Annotated in this window: 16 protein-coding genes and 1 pseudogene; 16 read left to right on the forward strand and 1 reads right to left on the reverse strand. The window is 36.2% G+C overall.

The annotated features are described in order from the left end of the window. The first annotated feature begins 3 nt into the window (after nt 1–3). From A5819_RS13035 to A5819_RS13105, 16 genes are all read left to right on the forward strand, one after another. Nucleotides 4–1344 carry an alpha-L-fucosidase gene (locus A5819_RS13035; RefSeq protein ID WP_086279196.1) on the forward strand — a complete coding sequence of 447 codons (1341 nt, stop codon included), beginning with the start codon at nt 4–6 and terminating at the stop codon, nt 1342–1344. Beyond that, entirely contained in the window at nt 1344–2231 is an 888-nt protein-coding gene (locus A5819_RS13040; RefSeq protein WP_086279197.1) for a PTS mannose/fructose/sorbose transporter subunit IIAB, read from the forward strand. Before A5819_RS13035 ends, A5819_RS13040 begins: the two co-directional genes overlap by 1 nt. 89 nt (nt 2232–2320) lie before the next feature. After that, a complete protein-coding gene (locus tag A5819_RS13045) occupies nt 2321–3133 on the forward strand; it encodes a PTS sugar transporter subunit IIC (protein WP_086279198.1) in 813 nt (270 codons plus the stop codon). Next, nucleotides 3114–3911 (forward strand): PTS system mannose/fructose/sorbose family transporter subunit IID, encoded by a 798-nt coding sequence (locus tag A5819_RS13050; protein ID WP_086279199.1) that lies wholly within the window; start codon nt 3114–3116, stop codon nt 3909–3911. The genes A5819_RS13045 and A5819_RS13050 overlap by 20 nt, the downstream gene beginning before the upstream one ends. Before the next feature lie 4 nt (nt 3912–3915). After that, complete coding sequence (locus A5819_RS13055) at nt 3916–5430, forward strand: rhamnulokinase family protein (protein WP_086279200.1); 1515 nt, start codon at nt 3916–3918, stop codon at nt 5428–5430. Beyond that, nucleotides 5393–7171 (forward strand): L-fucose isomerase, encoded by a 1779-nt coding sequence (locus tag A5819_RS13060; protein WP_086279201.1) that lies wholly within the window; start codon nt 5393–5395, stop codon nt 7169–7171. Before A5819_RS13055 ends, A5819_RS13060 begins: the two co-directional genes overlap by 38 nt. 23 nt (nt 7172–7194) lie before the next feature. Next, nucleotides 7195–7830, forward strand: coding sequence for an L-fuculose-phosphate aldolase (locus A5819_RS13065; protein ID WP_217808597.1), 636 nt, complete (start codon nt 7195–7197; stop codon nt 7828–7830). 25 nt (nt 7831–7855) lie between these two features. Then, complete coding sequence (locus tag A5819_RS13070) at nt 7856–8560, forward strand: SIS domain-containing protein (RefSeq protein ID WP_086279203.1); 705 nt, start codon at nt 7856–7858, stop codon at nt 8558–8560. A 633-nt stretch (nt 8561–9193) separates the two neighbouring features. Beyond that, nucleotides 9194–10417, forward strand: coding sequence for an arginine deiminase (gene arcA, locus A5819_RS13075; protein ID WP_086279204.1), 1224 nt, complete (start codon nt 9194–9196; stop codon nt 10415–10417). A gap of 534 nt (nt 10418–10951) precedes the next feature. Next, nucleotides 10952–11974, forward strand: a complete 1023-nt coding sequence (gene argF, locus A5819_RS13080) for an ornithine carbamoyltransferase (RefSeq protein ID WP_086279205.1) — start codon at nt 10952–10954, stop codon at nt 11972–11974. Nucleotides 11975–12011: 37 nt separating this feature from the next. Further along, nucleotides 12012–12923, forward strand: a complete 912-nt coding sequence (gene arcC / locus A5819_RS13085; protein ID WP_086279206.1) for a carbamate kinase — start codon at nt 12012–12014, stop codon at nt 12921–12923. 66 nt (nt 12924–12989) lie between these two features. Further along, nucleotides 12990–13634 carry a Crp/Fnr family transcriptional regulator gene (locus tag A5819_RS13090; protein WP_254907273.1) on the forward strand — a complete coding sequence of 215 codons (645 nt, stop codon included), beginning with the start codon at nt 12990–12992 and terminating at the stop codon, nt 13632–13634. Nucleotides 13635–13766: 132 nt separating this feature from the next. Next, on the forward strand, nt 13767–15224 hold the full coding sequence (locus A5819_RS13095; RefSeq protein ID WP_086279693.1) for a YfcC family protein: 1458 nt from the start codon (nt 13767–13769) through the stop codon (nt 15222–15224). Between the two features lie 22 nt (nt 15225–15246). Beyond that, nucleotides 15247–15711 carry an arginine repressor gene (gene argR / locus A5819_RS13100; RefSeq protein ID WP_086279207.1) on the forward strand — a complete coding sequence of 155 codons (465 nt, stop codon included), beginning with the start codon at nt 15247–15249 and terminating at the stop codon, nt 15709–15711. Nucleotides 15712–16154: 443 nt separating this feature from the next. Beyond that, complete coding sequence (locus A5819_RS18990) at nt 16155–16379, forward strand: hypothetical protein (RefSeq protein ID WP_139843303.1); 225 nt, start codon at nt 16155–16157, stop codon at nt 16377–16379. 465 nt (nt 16380–16844) lie between these two features. Further along, nucleotides 16845–17045 carry a cold-shock protein gene (locus A5819_RS13105; protein ID WP_010772775.1) on the forward strand — a complete coding sequence of 67 codons (201 nt, stop codon included), beginning with the start codon at nt 16845–16847 and terminating at the stop codon, nt 17043–17045. 606 nt (nt 17046–17651) lie between these two features. Here A5819_RS13105 and A5819_RS13110 read toward each other — a convergent pair. Further along, nucleotides 17652–19015 (reverse strand): annotated as a pseudogene (locus A5819_RS13110) (TrkH family potassium uptake protein). Nucleotides 19016–19257 lie beyond the last annotated feature (242 nt).

The raw sequence follows: 19257 nt of genomic DNA on the forward strand, positions 1-19257 counted from the left end.
AACATGGTAAGAGAAATTGATTGGCCGAACAATTACGGTGATCCTGAATGGTTTGTCCATGATCGGTTTGGTTTGTTTATTCATTTTGGTTTATATTCAGTGGCCGCGCGTCATGAATGGGGGATGACTTTAGAAGAACAAAGTTTAGCTGAGTATCAAAAATACTTTGAAGTGTTTGAGCCAGATCTATTAAAGCCAGAAGAATGGGCCAAAAAGGCAAAAGATATTGGGTTTAAGTATGTTGTGATCACAGTCAAACACCACGATGGGTTTGCACTATGGGATACAGCGTTTTCCGAGTATAACATCACGAATACACCTTATGGGAAGGATCTTCTCAGCGAATTAGTTTCAGCTTTTAAAAATGAAGGCATTCGTATTGGTTTTTACTATTCGTTGCTTGATTGGCAAAGGGCAGATTTCCTAGTTGATGGGTACCATCCAGAGCGGAATAATTTGGAATATATTGAGGCTCATCCAGGCAATATGCTGACCTATCAGCAATTTATGAAAGACCAGATCACGGAATTGCTGACAAATTATGGAGAAATTGATTATCTCTGGTTTGATTTTTCCTATCCTAGCAGAGATTGGGGAAATTCAGTAGGAAAAGGAAGAGATGATTGGGATTCTGAAAACTTAGAAAAATTGATTTTAACGCTTCAGCCTCAAATTATTATCAATGACCGTTTGGATCTTCATAGAGGTGTTGGGACGCCAGAGCAATATCAAAGATCAGGGGGGATGGAAAAAAATGGCAAAGAATTAATTTGGGAATCCTGTCAAACGTTAAATGGAAGTTGGGGATATGATAGAAACAACTTAGATTGGAAAAGTAGTGAAACAATCATCAAATTATTAGTGGATAATGTGTCAAAGAATGGCAATATGTTGCTGAATGTCGGACCAAACGGCAGAGGTGAGTGGGATAAAACAAGTTTAGATATTTTAAACGGTGTCCAAACATGGATGAACTATCATTCTCAAGCTATTTACGGATGTGGAAGCAGTCCCTACAAGGCGCCTTTAGATTGTCGTTTTACGCAAAAAGGCAATCGCTTATATCTTCATCTTTTTTCATGGCCCTATCGTACCGTTTTACTGGATGGGTTGGGCGGTAAAATTCAATTTGCCCGTTTGCTGAGTGATGGATCTGAAATTCAATTTAAAGACTCTAAAACGATTACGGGTATTCGTCCATCCTATAAAGATTTACGTAAGGAAATCACAGAGGTCAATATTAAAGAATCGCTTGATCCAGCATCTGTTGTATTAAATTTACCGATTCAAAAGCCATTCGAAAATGTTCCTGTAATTGAATTGATTCTAAAGGAGGAGTTGTAATGAACTATCTTATCGTTGCACATGGACAATATGCTGAAGCTTGCTTGTCTAGTTGTGAAATGATTACTGGAAAGCACCATACTATTTTTGCTGTCTCTTTCACAGAAGAATTGTCGCGTGATGACTTGATTGAAAAAATCACTTTCATTTTGGAGAGTCATAATGAAGAGTTTATTATTCTTACGGATATTTTTGGAGGAACGCCTTATAATGCGGCAAAAATACTTTACGAAAGCCGAGAAAAAATCGTAGGAATCTTAACGGGTATTTCATTACAATTGTTAATTCCGATTGCTTTAGGTGAACGAGTTGCCGATGTGATTACAAATACGGATCAAATCGTCAGCTTTGAAGGAAAAAAAGAGGAAAATGTAAAAACAACTCAACCGCTAGACTCAGTAAATGTCGACAAAAATGGCATCGTTCAAATTAGAATTGATGAACGACTGATTCATGGTCAAGTGGCAACATCATGGATCGGTAACTTATCTGCAACCAGAGTCATGATTATTGATGATACGATTGTTAAAAGCGATATGGAAAAATCAGCACTTCGAGCAGCTTGTCCTAAAAATAGTAAATTGAGTATTTTAACGGTTGAGAATGCTGCGAATAGAATAAATGAAGGCCTTTACAAAAATGAACGACTGTTAATAATAGTGAAAACCCCTTTTATTGTGAAACAACTATTTGAACTTGGTACGAAGATCCCCTCTGTTACGCTTGGAAATATGTCTAAGAAGGAAAATCGAGAACTGTTGAAAAAATCGGTTTATATTTCTAAGGAAGAGTTAAATGATTTGCTGTACCTTGATCAGAAAAATGTCAATGTCGTTGTTCAAATGGTACCAAATGAGGAAAAGAAGAAAATAACAGATTATCTTTAAAGGATTTTAATAAGTGCGTTACTGTTTTATCTATCTAGCTTTAGTTGTTGGCTAGGTTCTTGAGTAAATCATTAATAGGAGGAACAAGGATGAATATCGAAATATGGCAAATAATATTATTGACCCTTTTAGCCTTTATCGGGGTAGTTGAAATGCTTGGTACAAATATTTTAGCTGGACAGGCAGTCATTATTGGGATGATTGCAGGAATCATTATGGGGGATATCAAAACAGGTCTAGCTGTGGGGGCAACATTACAATTGATGGGGTTAGGAATTCAAGCGTATGGGGGAGCCTCTGTCCCTGACTATATGACAGCATCGATTATTGGAACGACATTTGCTGTACTGTCAAACAAAGGAGTTGAGTTTGGTTTAAGTTTGGCGATACCAGTTGGTTTGCTAATGGTTCAACTAGATATATTAGCTCGATTTTGTAATGTATTTTTCCAAAAAAGAATAGATAAAGCCATTGATAAAGTAGATGTTAAACAGGTCAAGTTAAATAATCGCTTAGGGATTCTATCTTGGGGGCTTTCACGATCTTTACCCGTTTTTGTCATGTTGGTTTTTGGTGAAGGGTTAGTGAATCTGATGTTGAATTATATTCCTGCGTGGTTGACAAATGGACTGGCCACGGCTGGCGGGCTTTTGCCAGCTGTAGGGATTGCTATTTTACTACGCTATCTTCCTGTCAAAAATTATATTACTTACTTAATCGTGGGATTCGTAGCAGTAGCTTATTTAAGTGTTCCAATGTTTGGTGTAGCATTGATTGGTTTAGGTTTAGCTTTGAAAGCATTTAAAGATACGATTAAGGAACAAAATCAAAACCAACAGCAAACGGTTGTCTATTCAGCAAATATGAGTGGAGGTCTTCAAGATGGAGAATACGAAGATTAATAAACAGGACTTAAAAAAAGTCAGTATCAATTGGTTATATGGAAGTCAAATGGCCTGGAATTATGAAAAAATGATGGCGCCGGGTTATTTATATGCAATGTTACCAGCTTTACAGAAACTTTATCCGGATAAAGTTGACTTGCAAGAAATGATGTTAGTGCATAATCAATTTTTTAATACAACACCTCATATGGGCGGTTTTATTTTAGGGATCGATATTGCAGCAGAAGAAATCGAAGGAATTGAATCAAAAGAAGCCGTATCAAGTATTAAAACAGGCTTGATGGGTTCCTTTGCTGGAGTTGGGGATACGATTTTTGGCGTGCTATTTCCCACAGTTTTTGGATCGGTCGCTTCCTATATGGCGTTGAACGGAAATGCTATAGGTGTTTTGATTTGGATTTTAGTGAATATTGGGATTTTGATTTTCCGTTACCACACCGTCTTTATCGGCTACAAACAAGGGGCTAAGTTAGTAGGTGCAATGTCAGGACGATTATCAGCGATAACAGATGCGGCAACTTTGTTAGGAATTACAGTTATAGGAGCTCTGATTCCTTCAGTTGTTAAAGCACCAATCACTTGGGAATTTAAATCAGGTGAAGTGTCCTTAAAATTACAAGAAACATTAGATCAAATCATGCCGATGTTAGTACCCGTTTTAGTTGTAGCGCTTGTTTATTATTTACTAGGTACCAAGTATTTTAACTCGACCAGAGCTATTTTATTTATCGTTGTGTTAGCGATTTTATTGCGAGCACTGAATATTTTAGGGTAGCAAAATGAAAAAGAACGTTGTTGCAGTTGATTTAGGTGGTTCATCTGGACGGGTCATCTTAGGTGAATTAGCAGATAAAAAACTTACTCTTAAAGAAATTCATCGTTTTAAAGAATACATGATCAATAAAAACCATCATTTTTATTGGGATATCAACAAAATTTTTAGAGAAATCGCTCAAGGGCTACAACTGGCATCGGAGGTTTCACCAGATTTTATGAGTATTGGTATCGATACATGGGGTGTGGATTTTGGTTTAGTAGCGAATGATGGCTTCATTAGAACGCCATTTTGTTATCGAGATAATTATGCGAATGAGACATACAGTGCAATTCAAAATCAATTAGGAATAAAATACTTATTTGAAAGAACAGGTCTGCATGCTTTGGCAATCAATTCGTTATTTCAATTAGTAGCCCAAGACAAAGAGACCCCCTTACAGCAGATACAATTTTTCCTACTGATTCCAGATCTACTTAATTATCTGTTCACTGGAATTGCTAAAGCAGAGTTAAGTATTGCCTCAACGACACAACTATTGAATCCTCATAAAAATCAATGGGATGAGGCTTTAATAGAAAAAGTAGGATTACCAAGAAACATCTTTCCTGAGATTGTCTCTGCAGGAACTATTTTGGGACCAGTATTACCAAAGGTCGTTCCTGAGTTAAGTCTTGAGCATGTCAAAGTAATCAATGTTGCAGCACATGATACAGCTAGCGCAGTTTTTAGTATTCCAGCATTAGAAGATCATCTATTTATCTCCTCTGGAACCTGGTCTTTACTTGGATTAGAGATAGATACACCATTGATAAAGAGCGAAATAGTAGAAGCTGGTTTTTCAAATGAAAAATCTGCTACGGGCAGGACCTTGCTGTTGAAAAATCTCACTGGGTTGTGGCTGATCGAAGAAGCAATCAAAGACTACCAAAATATCGGAGAGAGCTACAATTATGAAAAAATAGCAGCACTTATCAATCACCAAGACCAAGCTAAAAAAAATGTCTGTTATTTCGATACCGATGATCCTAGGTTTTCGTCACCTGGAGGAATCATTCAAAAAATTCAGCAGTTTGCAGTCCAAAGTCAACAACGCCAACCAATGACAGCAGCTTCTATATTCCAAAGTATCTATACAAGTTTAGCATTTAAATATAAATATACACTCGAAAAATTAGCACAAAACCCAGAGTTAAACGTGGCGGAAAAACAACTTGTGATCGTTGGCGGTGGTTCAAAATCTGAGGTGTTATGTCAATATACAGCCAATGCTCTGAATAAAAGTGTGAAGTCAGGTCTTTCAGAAGCAACAGCCATTGGCAATTGTTTGATGCAATTAAAGGCAAATGGTATTACTTCGGAAGAGGAGTTGGAAGCAATTAAAAAGAATACAGCAATCTTCAAAGTATACGAACCTGAAGCAGCTGTAAAATGGAACGCAGAATACGGTGTTTATAAAAAAAAGATGGAGGAACAAATCAATGAATTATCCAAAAATCGGAATTCGTCCAACGATTGACGGGAGACAAGGGGGTGTTCGAGAAAATCTTGAAGAAAAAACAATGAATATGGCAAAAGCTGCCAAAAAATTGATTGAAACGAGTCTTCATTATGCTGATGGCGCGCCTGTTCAGTGTGTCATTGCAGATCGAACAATTGGTGGACAAGGTGATGCAGGTGTTGTGAGGGAACAATTCAAAGCAGAAAATATCATTGCGACACTTTCTGTAACACCATGTTGGTGCTACGGTACGGAAACAATGGATTTGGAGACAAACCATATCAAGGCGATTTGGGGCTTTAATGGTACAGAACGACCAGGAGCGGTCTATTTAGCAGCGGCTATGTCAGGCTATGCGCAGAAAGGTATTCCAGCTTTCAAAATTTATGGGCATGATGTACAAAATTTAGATGACCACACAGTCCCAGAGGATGTACAAGAGAAAATTCTTGCCTTTGCACGAGCAGCCTTGGCTGTTGGACAGATGAAAAATAAAGCGTACGTTAATATCGGCTCTTCCTCTATGGGCATCGCTGGATCACAAATTGATAGTCAGTTTTTCAATACTTACCTTGGGATGAATGTGGAATATGTCGATATGACAGAAATTTTAAGAAGAGTTCACTTAAATATTTATGATCCAGTTGAGTATGAGAAAGCATTACACTGGATCAAAGAAAATTGTCACGAAGGCGTCGATATTAATCAAGGAAAAAAATATGCTGAGATTATCACCAAATCAAAAGTAATTCCAGAAACGGAAGACTGGTCTTTTATTGCTAAACAGTCCATTATTATTCGGGATATTTTATTTGGGAATAAACAACTAAAGAAATTAGGTTGGCTTGAGGAGGCGAGAGGAAGGGATGCAATAGCTGGCGGTTTTCAGGGACAGCGTCAATGGACTGATTGGTTGCCAAATGGTGACTTTGCAGAAGCAATCATGGCGTCAACTTTTGATTGGAATGGCGCGCGTCAACCAACAGCCTTTGCAACCGAAAATGATTCGTTGAATGGAGCTTCAATGTTGCTTGCAACACTTTTAACCAATAAAGCGCCGATTTTTTCTGACGTGCGAACCTATTGGTCACCAGAAGCTGTTGAACGAATGACTGGTAAAAAACTACAGGGGAAAGCGAGTAATGGGGTTCTTCATTTATTGAATTCCGGTGCTTCAGCTCTCGACGGGACTGGGGCTGTTAAAGATCAAGACGGTCAATCAGTGATGAAAGCATTTTGGGAAATGACAGAAGCCGATATTCAACAATGTTTAGATAAAACCAAGTGGTGTCGAGCTAATTATGAATATTTTAGAGGCGGCGGTTTTTCTTCCCAATATGTGTCAGAAGGTAATTTGCCTTTAACGATGATTAGAATCAACCTCGTTGATGGCGTAGGGCCAACCCTACAATTGATTGAAGGCTATACGTGTGAACTAGAACTAGAAATCCATGATACTTTAAATCAACGAACCGACCAAACTTGGCCGACGATTTGGTTTGCACCTTGCTTGGAAGATCAAGATACAAGTGTTTTTGATGTAATGAATTATTGGGGATCGAATCATTGTGCTTCCGTTCATGGTCATATCGGAGCAGATCTCATTACGTTAGCTAGTATGCTGAGGATTCCAGTTTCTTTCCACAATGTTTCAAAAGATCGTATTTTTAGACCCCATAGCTTTTCTGGATTTGGCACTGATAATTTAGAAGTAGCTGATTTTAAAGCTTGTACTTACTATGGTCCACTATACAAATAAAGATTGGAAGTCACAAAATGCAAATGAATGAAGAAAGAAGTAAACTAATTGCTTATGGGAAAAAATTAATTCAAGACAACTATACTCTGGGAACGGGTGGTAATCTAAGTATCTTTAATCGTGAAAAAAGACAAATGTTGATCACACCGTCTGGTATCCCTTTTCCAGAAATCACCGAATCAGATTTAGTCTTGATGACGTTAGATGGTACAGTTGTAGAAGGCACGAAAAAACCGTCTAGTGAGTGGGTTATGCATAAAATTTTTTATGAAAAAAGAGCTGATTTAAACTGCATGATCCATGCACATACGATTTACTCAACGGTTCTCGCTGAATTACGCTGGAATCTACCAGCAACACACTATATGATTGCTGTCGCAGGTCCTGATGTGCGTTGCGCTGAATATGCTAGCTATGGAACACCAGAACTAGCTGAAAATGCTTATACTGCTATGGAAGATCGGAAAGCTGTTTTATTAGCAAATCATGGTATTTTAGTTGGACACAAAGATATTGAAAATGCCTACAATGTTTTAGAGGAAGTAGAATATTGCGCCAATATTTATTACCGAGCTAAAAGTATTGGAGAACCAGTTGTGTTAGATGATGCTGAAATGTTACGGATGGCGACTAAATTTCAATCATACGGACAAATTTAAAGGAAATACGAGGGAGGATTAATGGATGAGTCTGACATTTTTTGATGAATGCCGAAAATTAACAGAGCTACTAGAAGTACAAGAACAAGAGCATATAACAAAAGCGGCAGAATTAGTTGCGGAAGGAATTATGAATGGTGGTGTTACGCAAGCATTTGGTAGTGGTCATTCATACGCAGGCGCGCTTGAGATAAGTGGACGTGCTGGAGGACTGATCCCTTCTAAAACAATTATGGATCCGGCTGGCGGAATGTATGAACAGTTTGAAGGGGTAGGAAAAATGTTGGGGCATAAAATGATGATTGCGCCCAATGATGTATTTTTTCTGATTTCCAATTCTGGTCGTAATCCAATGAGTATCGAATTAGCGGAAATAATCAAAGAACACGGGAATAAATTGATTGTGGTGACGGCACTAGATGTTTCCAAAAAATCAAGTTCACGGCACAGTAATGGAAAAATGTTATACGAATATGCTGACGTGGTTTTAGACAACCACTCGATTGAAGGAGATGCAGCTTTATCTGTAGCAGGATTGACGACCAAAGTTTGTGGAACTTCTTCATTTGCAGCGACCTTATTGCTACAGCAAACAATGTACCAAGCCTTTGAGCTGATGATCAAACGAGATTTTGTTCCGCCGGTGTATAAGAGTGCCAATATTGACGGAGGCATGGAATATAATTTGACGATTGAAAAACAATATGCGGATCGGATTTTTCATATTTAGCTAAAAAAATAGATGAAAATAAATCGAAACAGAGGAAGTTATCTATTGATTCTAAAAAATCGAAAGTACTTATTTTAGATGTTAAAATTGGTTCAAGTAAAGATATCAAATCATCTGTAAAGTCAACAAGGAATGATAAAGCACCTTAATAGAAAAAGAAAAAAAGTTTCACCCAATCTATGTTAAAGATGGGTGGAGCTTTTTTATGTGTAGCTAATTTATATCTAAGTCACGTTAATCGCTATAAAATAAAAAGACGTTTGATACTTGTGAAGGGAAAATAACTCACAGAAATTAAATAGAAAGTTATATTCGACTGTGCGAAAAGTAAAAATACGATAACAGCTTTTTAGTATCACTATTGAGTCAAGGATGAGAAAATAGTGATACTAAAAAGCTACTAATAGAACACCTAGTAAATTTTTTTTAATAAAAAGCCTGTATATTCTCGAAAAAATAGGATAAGTATAAATTTAACTAGTTCAGATTTCCCTCTCAATTTAAATGTATGAAAAAATATGCATCATTTTTGCATAATGAGGTTATCTTAGTCTTTTGAATTCGAAAAACACTAAGAAGAGAACGCTATCATTTTGTTACGCTAATAACGAACCAAAAGAAGGAGGTATTTTGATGAAGAATCCAATTAATGTTTTTTCTGAAATTGGAAAATTGAACACAGTAATGCTCCACAGACCAGGAAAGGAATTAGAAAATTTAATGCCAGATTATCTGGAATCACTTCTTTTTGACGATATTCCCTTTTTAGAACAAGCCCAAAAAGAACATGATTTTTTTGCAGAAACGTTAAGACTAAAAGGTGTAGAGATTTTATATTTGGAAGACTTAGCGGCAGAATCATTAACAGAGCAAACGATCAAAGACCAGTTTATTACTGAATACCTAAATGAAGCCGATATCAAAGAAGAACGAACCAAACAGTTTTTACAAGAGTTTTTACAATCTATTCCTGACGGGAGAGAACTGATTGATAAGACAATGGCAGGAATCCAAAAGTCAGAGCTGGCTACCTTGAAACAAAATAGTTTATCTGATCTTGCTGACACGCATTATCCATTTATTATCGATCCAATGCCCAATCTATATTTTACTCGTGACCCATTTGCAACGATCGGTCATGGTGTTTCACTAAATCGGATGTACTCAGTTACTAGAAGAAGAGAAACATTGTATGGTAAATATATTTTTGGTCATCATCCAATGTTTAAAACGGCTCAAGTCCCAATGGTCTACAGTCGTGATGAAAATACTCGTATTGAAGGCGGCGATGAACTGATTTTATCCAAAAAATTAATTGCCGTTGGGATTTCTCAGCGAACAGACGTGGTTTCTATTGAAAAACTAGCTAGAAATATTTTTGAACAAGAGTTAGGCTTTGAACGAGTTTTAGCCTTTGAAATTGGTGAAGAGCGTAAGTTCATGCATCTGGATACCGTATTTACAATGGTCGACCATGACAAATTTACGATCCACCCCGAAATTGAAGGAAACTTAACGATTTACTCAATTTCTCAAGGAAAAGATGGTTTAGTCATTTCCGAAGAAACAGATACCTTAGAACATATTCTATGCAAATATTTAGAGCTAGATCATGTGACGTTGATCCGTTGTGGCGGAGGAAATCCTACTGCCGCAGCACGAGAACAATGGAATGATGGTTCGAATACACTTGCAATTGCACCTGGAGAAGTAGTGGTTTATGACCGCAATACGGTTACAAATCAAAAATTAGAAGAAGCAGGCGTTAAGCTAAATTATATTCCTGGCAGTGAACTGGTTCGTGGACGTGGTGGACCTCGTTGTATGAGTATGCCGTTTGATCGGACAGATATTTAATTGAGCTTATTACGCTTTTGCTTTAAAACATGCCGAGAAACACAACGAAGAAATGAGTTGATGTTGATTGGTACAAGGTGACTGAAAGGAACGTTGCTTCCATTAGTTGTTTTTATGTTGAAAAGTACAAGGTATAGCGAAACGGAACATTGTTACCATATCTAGCTGCACGGGCTAGCCTCTAGGAAAAAAGATAAAATATGATCGTGACAAAAAGCGCCACAAACATATTTTCATATTTTCTGTCAGAGCTGAACGAGCCCGCTACGCTTTTACATTATCTAGCTGCACAAATCAATCCTTATGAAGATAGATAAATTGTCAGTGAAACAAAGAACGTTTCAAAGCCAATTTCCTAATTTTCTACAGGATTTACCGATTTGTTCAGCTTTTAAAACTATCTAGCTCCGCGAAACAGTTCCCTCAACAATTAGATAAATCATCTGAAAGACTAAAAACATCTTTAAGCTGATTTCCTAAATTGTTCAGGAACTTAGCATTTTGCTACGCTTTTAAAATTAGGAGGAAACCATTATGACAGATTCAGTATTTCAAGGACGTAGTTTATTAGCAGAAAAAGATTTTACAAAGGAAGAGTTAAACTATTTGATCGATTTTTCTATTCATTTAAAAAAATTAAAAAAACAAGGAATTCCTCATCATTATCTTGAAGGGAAAAACATTGCGTTACTGTTTGAAAAAACATCTACCCGAACTCGTTCAGCCTTTACAATGGCATCAATCGATTTAGGAGCACATCCTGAATTTTTAGGGAAAAATGACATTCAATTGGGGAAAAAAGAGTCAGTAGAAGATACTGCGAAAGTTTTAGGTAGTATGTTTGATGGGATTGAATTTAGAGGATTCAGTCAACAAGTTGTGGAAGATTTGGCTAAATATTCTGGTGTGCCCGTTTGGAATGGTTTGACAGATGAATGGCATCCAACTCAAATGATCGCAGATTATATGACCATTAAAGAAAATTTTGGGACACTTGAAGATGTTACACTGGTATACGTTGGCGATGGGAGGAATAATATGGCCAATAGTTTACTAGTAACTGGGGCTATTTTAGGGGTTAACGTTAGAATCTGTGCGCCTGAATCACTATTTCCAGAGGAATCTGTTGTGGCCTATGCGAAAAAATTTGCAGATGGATCAGGTAGTGAGATCATGATTACTGATGATGTGGCACAAGGAGTTCAAGGAGCCAATGTTCTTTATACGGATGTCTGGGTTTCAATGGGCGAAGAAGATAAATTTGAAGAACGGGTTCGTTTATTAAAAGATTATCAAATCAATATGGAAATGGTTAATAAAACAGGTAACGCGCAAGGAAAGCTAATCGTTCTTCACTGCTTGCCAGCGTTCCATGATGTTACGACGGAATACGGTCAAATGGTCAAGGAAAAATTTGGTATCAGCGAAATGGAAATCACCGATGAAGTGTTTAGAAGTCAATACGGCAGACAATTTGAAGAAGCTGAAAATAGAATGCATTCTATTAAAGCAATCATGGCAGCAACGCTAGGGAATCTTTTTATTCCTAAGGTTTAAGAAAGAAAAGACTGATTAAACAGGAAGCAGGGATTTTATGGAAAAGCCAACAATTGTTATCGCATTGGGTGGCAATGCGATTTTATCGACAGATGCAAGTTCCACAGCGCAACAGCTAGTCAAATTAATTCAAAAAGGCTATCAAATCGTGATTTCTCATGGTAATGGTCCTCAAGTGGGGAACTTATTGATTCAACAACAGGTAGCTGATTCAAAAGAAAACCCAGCAATGCCCTTAGATACCTGTGTTGCTATGACCCAAGGAAGTATTGGGTATTGGTTAGAAAATGCCTTATTAAAAGAGTTGGAAGCGGCTGGTCTAAAAAAAGAAGTAGCAACCTTGATCACACAAGCTGTTGTTTCAGAAAATGATCCAGCGTTCCAAAATCCAACTAAACCAATTGGGCCATTTTTAACGGAAGCAGCAGCACAAACACTAATGAATGAAACGAATACTTTATATAAAGAAGATGCTGGTCGTGGTTGGCGCAAAGTGGTGCCTAGTCCAAAACCTTTATCCATCCAAGAACATCAGATCATCAAAACCTTGATTGCAAATGAGATTATTACGATTTGCGGGGGAGGCGGTGGAATTCCTGTTGTCGGCAAAGAATTAACGGGAGTAGAAGCAGTGATCGATAAAGATTTTTCTTCAGAAAAAATAGCCGGGCTAACCGATGCAGATTTATTTGTTATTCTAACTGGCGTTGAAAATGTTGCGATTAATTTTGGCAAAAAAGACGAACAAAAACTAAAAAAAGTAACGGTTAAAGAATTAGAAAACTATATCAAACAAGGACAATTTGAACCTGGAAGTATGCTTCCTAAAGTAGAAGCAGCTATTAAATATGTCAAAGCAAAACCGCTGAATAAAGCGGTGATCACCTCGCTAGAAAAACTAAGTGAGTTTGGCGAGCAAGAGGTGGGGACAGAAATCGTTTTTGAATAATTAAAACCACACTTCATTGAAGAGCATGAGTAGAAAAAATTATTGACTAAGTTGGAGTTGAAAAAAATGACAGTAATACAAGAGAATCAAGCACTTGAAGGATGCCAATATTTTTCCCTACTAAATGAAGAGGAAGCAGCCGTCATCCAAGAAAATTCATATTGTAGAGCCTACAAAAAAGGGCAAGTTCTTTTTGATGCTGATGATGAGCGAAACCGGATGTTTATTTTGAAAAAGGGGCTTGTGAAATTTGAAAAAATTGATCAATCAGGTACACTTTTTTACTTAAACTTTGTGAAAGACAAAGCGGTTTTCCCGTTGACTGGACTTTTTACAGATGAAAACTATCATTTCTCTGCTATTGCCATGACCGATATTGAAGTGTGTTATATCTCAAGAAAAATTTTTGAAAAAGTGATACAGGGGAATAATCAGCAGTTGCTATTTTATTTTAATCAAGTCTCTTTGGCATTAAAAAAGCATGTCCTTAAAATCGAAAGCTGTGTGACTTCTAGTGCATCCCAGCGTGTTAAAAATACGCTGGCGATTTTGATGCATGATTTAGGCGAAAAAAACTATTTTAATCAGGTTGTGATCCCCTATCCGATTTTAATGAATGATATTTCTCATAACAGTGGCACAACCAGAGAAACAGCGAGCCTTGTAATAAAGAAATTGGTTAAAAAAAAAGAAAATCCAGTATCTGCATAAAGAATTGATCTTTTTTGATCCAGCTTATTTTTCTTTGGATTATGACTAGTATTTCCCTGTATTTTTCTTCTTATGTTGAAAAGAATGGAAAAAACAGGAAAGGAAAAGTATGGTTCTCATACAGAAAAAAGAATGGAAAAAACAAATAAGCAAAGACAAAAAAAATCCTTATCCTCCTTTAGTATTTTGTTTATTATAATCATTGCTTTGACTATTGTTTCTTGGTTTTTAGCGGGACAACGTTTTACACCAACAATTCCCTCAGGAGGAACAAAAGCCGTTGATCATGTGGTGGGGGCAAAAATCTCTGATTTAGTGATGTCACCGTTTAATGGCTTTAAAGATGCGATTGAGATTTGTGTTTTTATCTTAGTTTTAGGTGGATTTCTGAATATTGTTACTAAAACGGGTGCTTTAGAGGCAGGCATCCAACATGTAGTTCGTAAATTGAAAGGCAATGAGTTGATCATTATTCCGATTTTGATGGTGTTATTTTCGATCGGTGGCTCTACTTACGGGATGGCTGAAGAAACTTTACCCTTTTATGCACTGATCACCGCTACGATGGTTGCTGCAGGATTTGATACATTGGTGGCAGTGGGAACCGTTCTGTTAGGAGCAGGTTCTGGTGTGATCGGCTCAACGGTTAATCCTTTTGCGACAGGGGTTGCAATGGATGCACTAAAAAGTATCAATATCCAGCCTAACACTGGCGTGATTTTAATAATAGGCTTGATCTTATGGTTTACAACCACCTTATTCTCTATTTTTTATATGATGAAATACGCTAAAAAAGTCAAAGCAGATAAAGGGTCTACCTTACTTTCTTTACAAGAACAAAAAGATATGGAAATGTATTTTGGACAAGATGAAAATAAAGAGTTGCCTTTTACCCAGAAGCATAAGCTAATACTAAGTATTTTCTCTTTTGGCTTTCTTGTGATGGTGGTCTCGTTGATTCCATGGGAGTCATTTGGTGTTCATATCTTTAATGGCTGGACAGCTTTTCTGACTGGAACTAGTTTTGGTCATTGGTATTTCGGTGATCTTGCTATGTGGTTTTTCTTGATGAGTTTAGTTATTGCAGTTGTCTATGGGCTATCAGAAAAACAAACGATCACAACCTTTATTGATGGAGTCAAAGATATTTTGTCCGTTGTGTTGATTATTGTAGTGGCTAGAGGTGCATCGATCTTGATGGCGACAACACACTTGGATTTATTTATCTTAGATAAATCTGCTTCTGCACTTCAAGGGCTGTCTCCAATTTTATTTGTGATCGGTGCGTATATTTTATATCTGCTGCTTTCATTTTTAATTCCATCAACTTCTGTATTAGCCTACGTTTCGATCCCAGTTATGGGAGGAATCGCCCATAATATCGGATTGAGTCCTGATGTGATAGTAATGATTTTTACAGCTGGTTGCGGTTTGATCAATTTAATTACACCCACTTCAGGTGTGGTCATGGGCGGTTTGGAAATTTCTAAAATCGATTATTCGACATGGACTAAATTTATGCTAAAACCAATTATTATCATCAGTCTTATGAATCTATTGGTATTGATTGGTGCGATGTTGATGTTATAGAGAGCAAACTAGGAAGTGAAAAATGAATAAAGAGGAACGGCAAAAAATTATTAGACAACTGATTAGCCAAAATACGATTGAAACCCAAGAAGAGTTACTGGCTTTACTTAGCCGAAATGGTGTAAATGCCACACAGTCGACGATCTCTAGAGATGCTAGGGAATTATCAATTGTAAAAACCTATCAAGAAGATGGCAAAATCAAATATACCATTGTGGATCAAGCCTCAGAAAAAGATAGTGAGAAGAAACTACGTGAAGCGTTGCAAGGTTCATTAAAAAGGATCGAGCAAGTAGCGTTTATTGTATTGATTCATACTGAGAATGGCTTGGCAGATGTCATTACGAATTATATTGATGAAGTAAAATACGAAGAGATTGCTGGAACGATTGCTGGGAGTGATACGATCATTGTTATCACACATTCAGATAAAATGGCCCAAAGTTTTGTGAAGAAAATTGAACTACTTTTTAAGAGTAGAGAGTAATAGTAGCTATTGTGCTTGATAGAATCAACTTTTTTCTCAATAGTTACTCAGATTTAGAGTGTGGAGCAAGACGAAATTTCGTTTGCCCGCACTCATTTTTATTTAGTGATTCAGTGTAGATGTTCAGATATACCTAAGAAATAGGTCTACCTATATGAAGTCTTTAAATTAGTAGACACAACTACACCTGTCAATTTATCCGTCTATGATGATGAATATAATCGCTTAAATTATGCAGAGATTTCAGTAAAAAGGGAAGAGAAAAAGGGAGATTCGATATGAAATATATTATTAAACAAAAATTGGTTGCTTTGAAGCCGACATATGAAGTTTTGGATGCAGCAAGTAATGCACTATATAAAGTAAAAGGAAGTTTTTTGTGAAGAGAAAAATTTGAAATTACGGACCTAGAAGACCAAACGTTAGCTAAATGTGAGACGAATGTGAACTTTTTAAGTATTACTGGCTCATTTTTACGATATAATTTAAAAAAATATCATATTTCAGTACAGGTGCAAAAGGCCATTTCAATGTCGCGCTCATTGAATATCTTTAGTTATCAAATGAACGTCGATTCACCGATTGGGGAAGTCAAGTTAGGTTATGGCATGAAGGGTAGTCATCAATTTAGATTGAATGATAAGATTCTTTGTGATATTGACAAATAGAAGTTAACATTAGGTGGAGATGAATACCATATTGAGATCGATGATACACAAGATCAGCACGCATTTTTACTTACAACCATTGCTTTGGATCGTATTTATTATACGAAAAAATAAGTTTTATAAAATATGTTTGCATGAATCGACTTTATATAGTAGACTGATTAAGTCTGAAAAATCAATACCTTAACAAATAACTATCCTTATCCCACTTCATTCGAGGTGGGATTTTAAGTTGATCCTAACGTGATAGGTGATACAAGTCCGTAAACGTAAAATGAGTGTTCTCTCATAAATCGATAAAAATGTATACATTCATATCATTCCGTTGTACAATAAAAAATGTAGTATAATTGTAATTTAAATTAATAGGTCATTTCATTCGTAAGGGTGTTTTAATTCCTCTTTTTTTATCACAAAGGTATTGCAAAAATTAATCGTGCTAAGAGCACTAGGAGGAACACATTTATGAATACAGGTACAGTGAAATGGTTTAACGCAGATAAAGGTTTTGGTTTTATTACTCAAGATAACGGAACAGATTTATTTGCTCACTTTTCAGCAATCCAAGGTGACGGATTCAAATCTTTAGACGAAGGCCAAAGCGTATCATTTGATATCGAAGAAGGTCAACGTGGACCACAAGCAACAAATATCGTTAAAAACTAATTGAAGACTTTCAGAACGATCCAATCATATTGGATCGTTTTTTTATTGTGATCATTTCATATTGATCACAATCTAATAAAATAATAAAAATAAATTGATATTTAAAAATAATATTTTTTTGAGTTGCTTATGTGATAAATCTACTTAATTTAAATTTTGCGAGGGTTATTAGTTGAAATTTTAGTTAATTGAAGTTATCATACTGTTATACCAACAACAACCCTTTTTATTTTTTCATTTTACTCTTCTAGAGTAAAACTCCTTTTCCCACTTTCAATAGAAAGTGGGATTTTTATTATTCTAGAAGATTATTTAAATGAGATTTCATTTTTATTGTAAATAAAGGAAACGTTCTAATCATTTTTTTAAAACAATAGTGATTATCCAAGGGATATTAGTTGATAATAATTTAAAAAAATAGTATTATACACTCATACCAACAACAACCCTTTTTATTTTTTCATTTTACTCTTTTGAGTAAAACTCCTTTTCCCACCTTCAATAGAGGGTGGGATTTTTTATTTAGATAGTAAATAGGATAAAGAAAAAGAGTTTGGAGCCTAACTCAAAAAGTTAGGCTCCAAACTCTTTTTTCCATGTCTTCATTTATCCAATCATAACACTTTCATCTGGGTACTTAAATTTAGCTTGCTGCTTTTGGAATTTTGTCAGCAATGAAAAACCAATTGTATAAATTCCTACTCGACCAATATACATCAATAACATAATGATAATTTTTCCGGCGATAGACAAGTCAGGTGTTAAGCCCATAGTCAGTCCTACCGTGCCGAAAGCCGAAAATACTTCAAACGCAACGTATTCTATTCCAGAAGATTCTGGTATATTTTCTGTGATTGTTAAAAGCATGATCGACAGAACGCATAAAGTCAGGGTGATGAAAAATAGGGTCAATGCACGAAATACTGTGCTATTTCTGATTGTTCGACCTTGAAATTCTGCGCGTGTTCGACCTTTGAAAATCGATACGATTTGAATAACTAAAACTGCAAATGTAGTTGTTTTTAGACCACCAGCGGTAGAGCCAGATGTTCCACCAACATACATTAGAAAAATGGTTGTGATCAAGCCGGCATTGGTCATCTGTATATAATCAATTGAATAATACCCTGCGGTTCTTGGTGTCACGGACATGAAAAAGGTATTCGCTAGTCGTTCAAAAAAACTTGTTCCTGTTGTTAGGTTGCTTGCATTGTGCTCTGTAAGGAAAAAGATAATAAAAGCGCCAACCAATAAAGAAGCAGTCGTAATCAGAGCAATCTTTGTGTGCAAGGAAAATTTCCGTTTCTCTTTAAAACGTAGTAAATCTTGCCAAACGATAAAACCTAGGCCACCAGAAATAATTAAAGCCCCAATAACGAGTAAAACGTAAGGCTTTGTTTGATAAGGTGTTAAACTATCTCCTAATAAATCAAATCCCGCATTACAAAAACTGGAAATAGAGTGAAATAGTCCAAAGAAGAGTCCTTTTCTCCACCCAAATTCAGGGACAAATTCAATTGAAAGCAATATGGCACCAGCTAATTGAATGATTGCCGCTAATTTAACCACATACATCATTAGACGAAATGCTCCAGACATATCATCCAGATTGAGAGCTTCTCGTAATAATATCCGCGTACTCAATGTTATTTTTCATCGTAAAAAAAATACAAAATCACGGGCATCGTCATAAACCCTAAGCCGCCAATTTCAATTAGGATCATAATAACCAATTGACCATAAGCATTCCAATGTAAAGCGGTATTAAGTGTGGTCAAGCCAGTGACGCAAACGGCAGAAACAGCAGTGAATAGTGCATCAATAAAAGGTGTGGCATTACCACTACGTGAGAAAATCGGTAGTGATAGAAGCGTTCCTCCAACAAAAATCAGTACAATAAATCCTAATGCCAATACTTGAACAGCTGACAAGCGTTTTTTTAATTTACTAGCAAGTTTATTTTTTTTCATTTTTTCCTCAGTCAAAATAACTACTTTTGAGCAGCCATTTCATTTTTTATTTGATAAATCCAAGTGTACCATTTTGCGAAGTATTTTCTAATAATTTGAAAATGAGAGGCGTACTTTGTATATCCAATTTGTAACCTAGATTCTATTTGCGAATAAAAAAAATGATTTTTTAAAAAGAAAACGCTTGTAAAAAATGAAATAATAAAGTATTATACAAATACAGATTAATTGTATATACAAGT

Source organism: Enterococcus sp. 7E2_DIV0204, assembly GCF_002140855.1.
Classification (GTDB): Bacteria; Bacillota; Bacilli; order Lactobacillales; family Enterococcaceae; genus Enterococcus_L; species Enterococcus_L lemimoniae.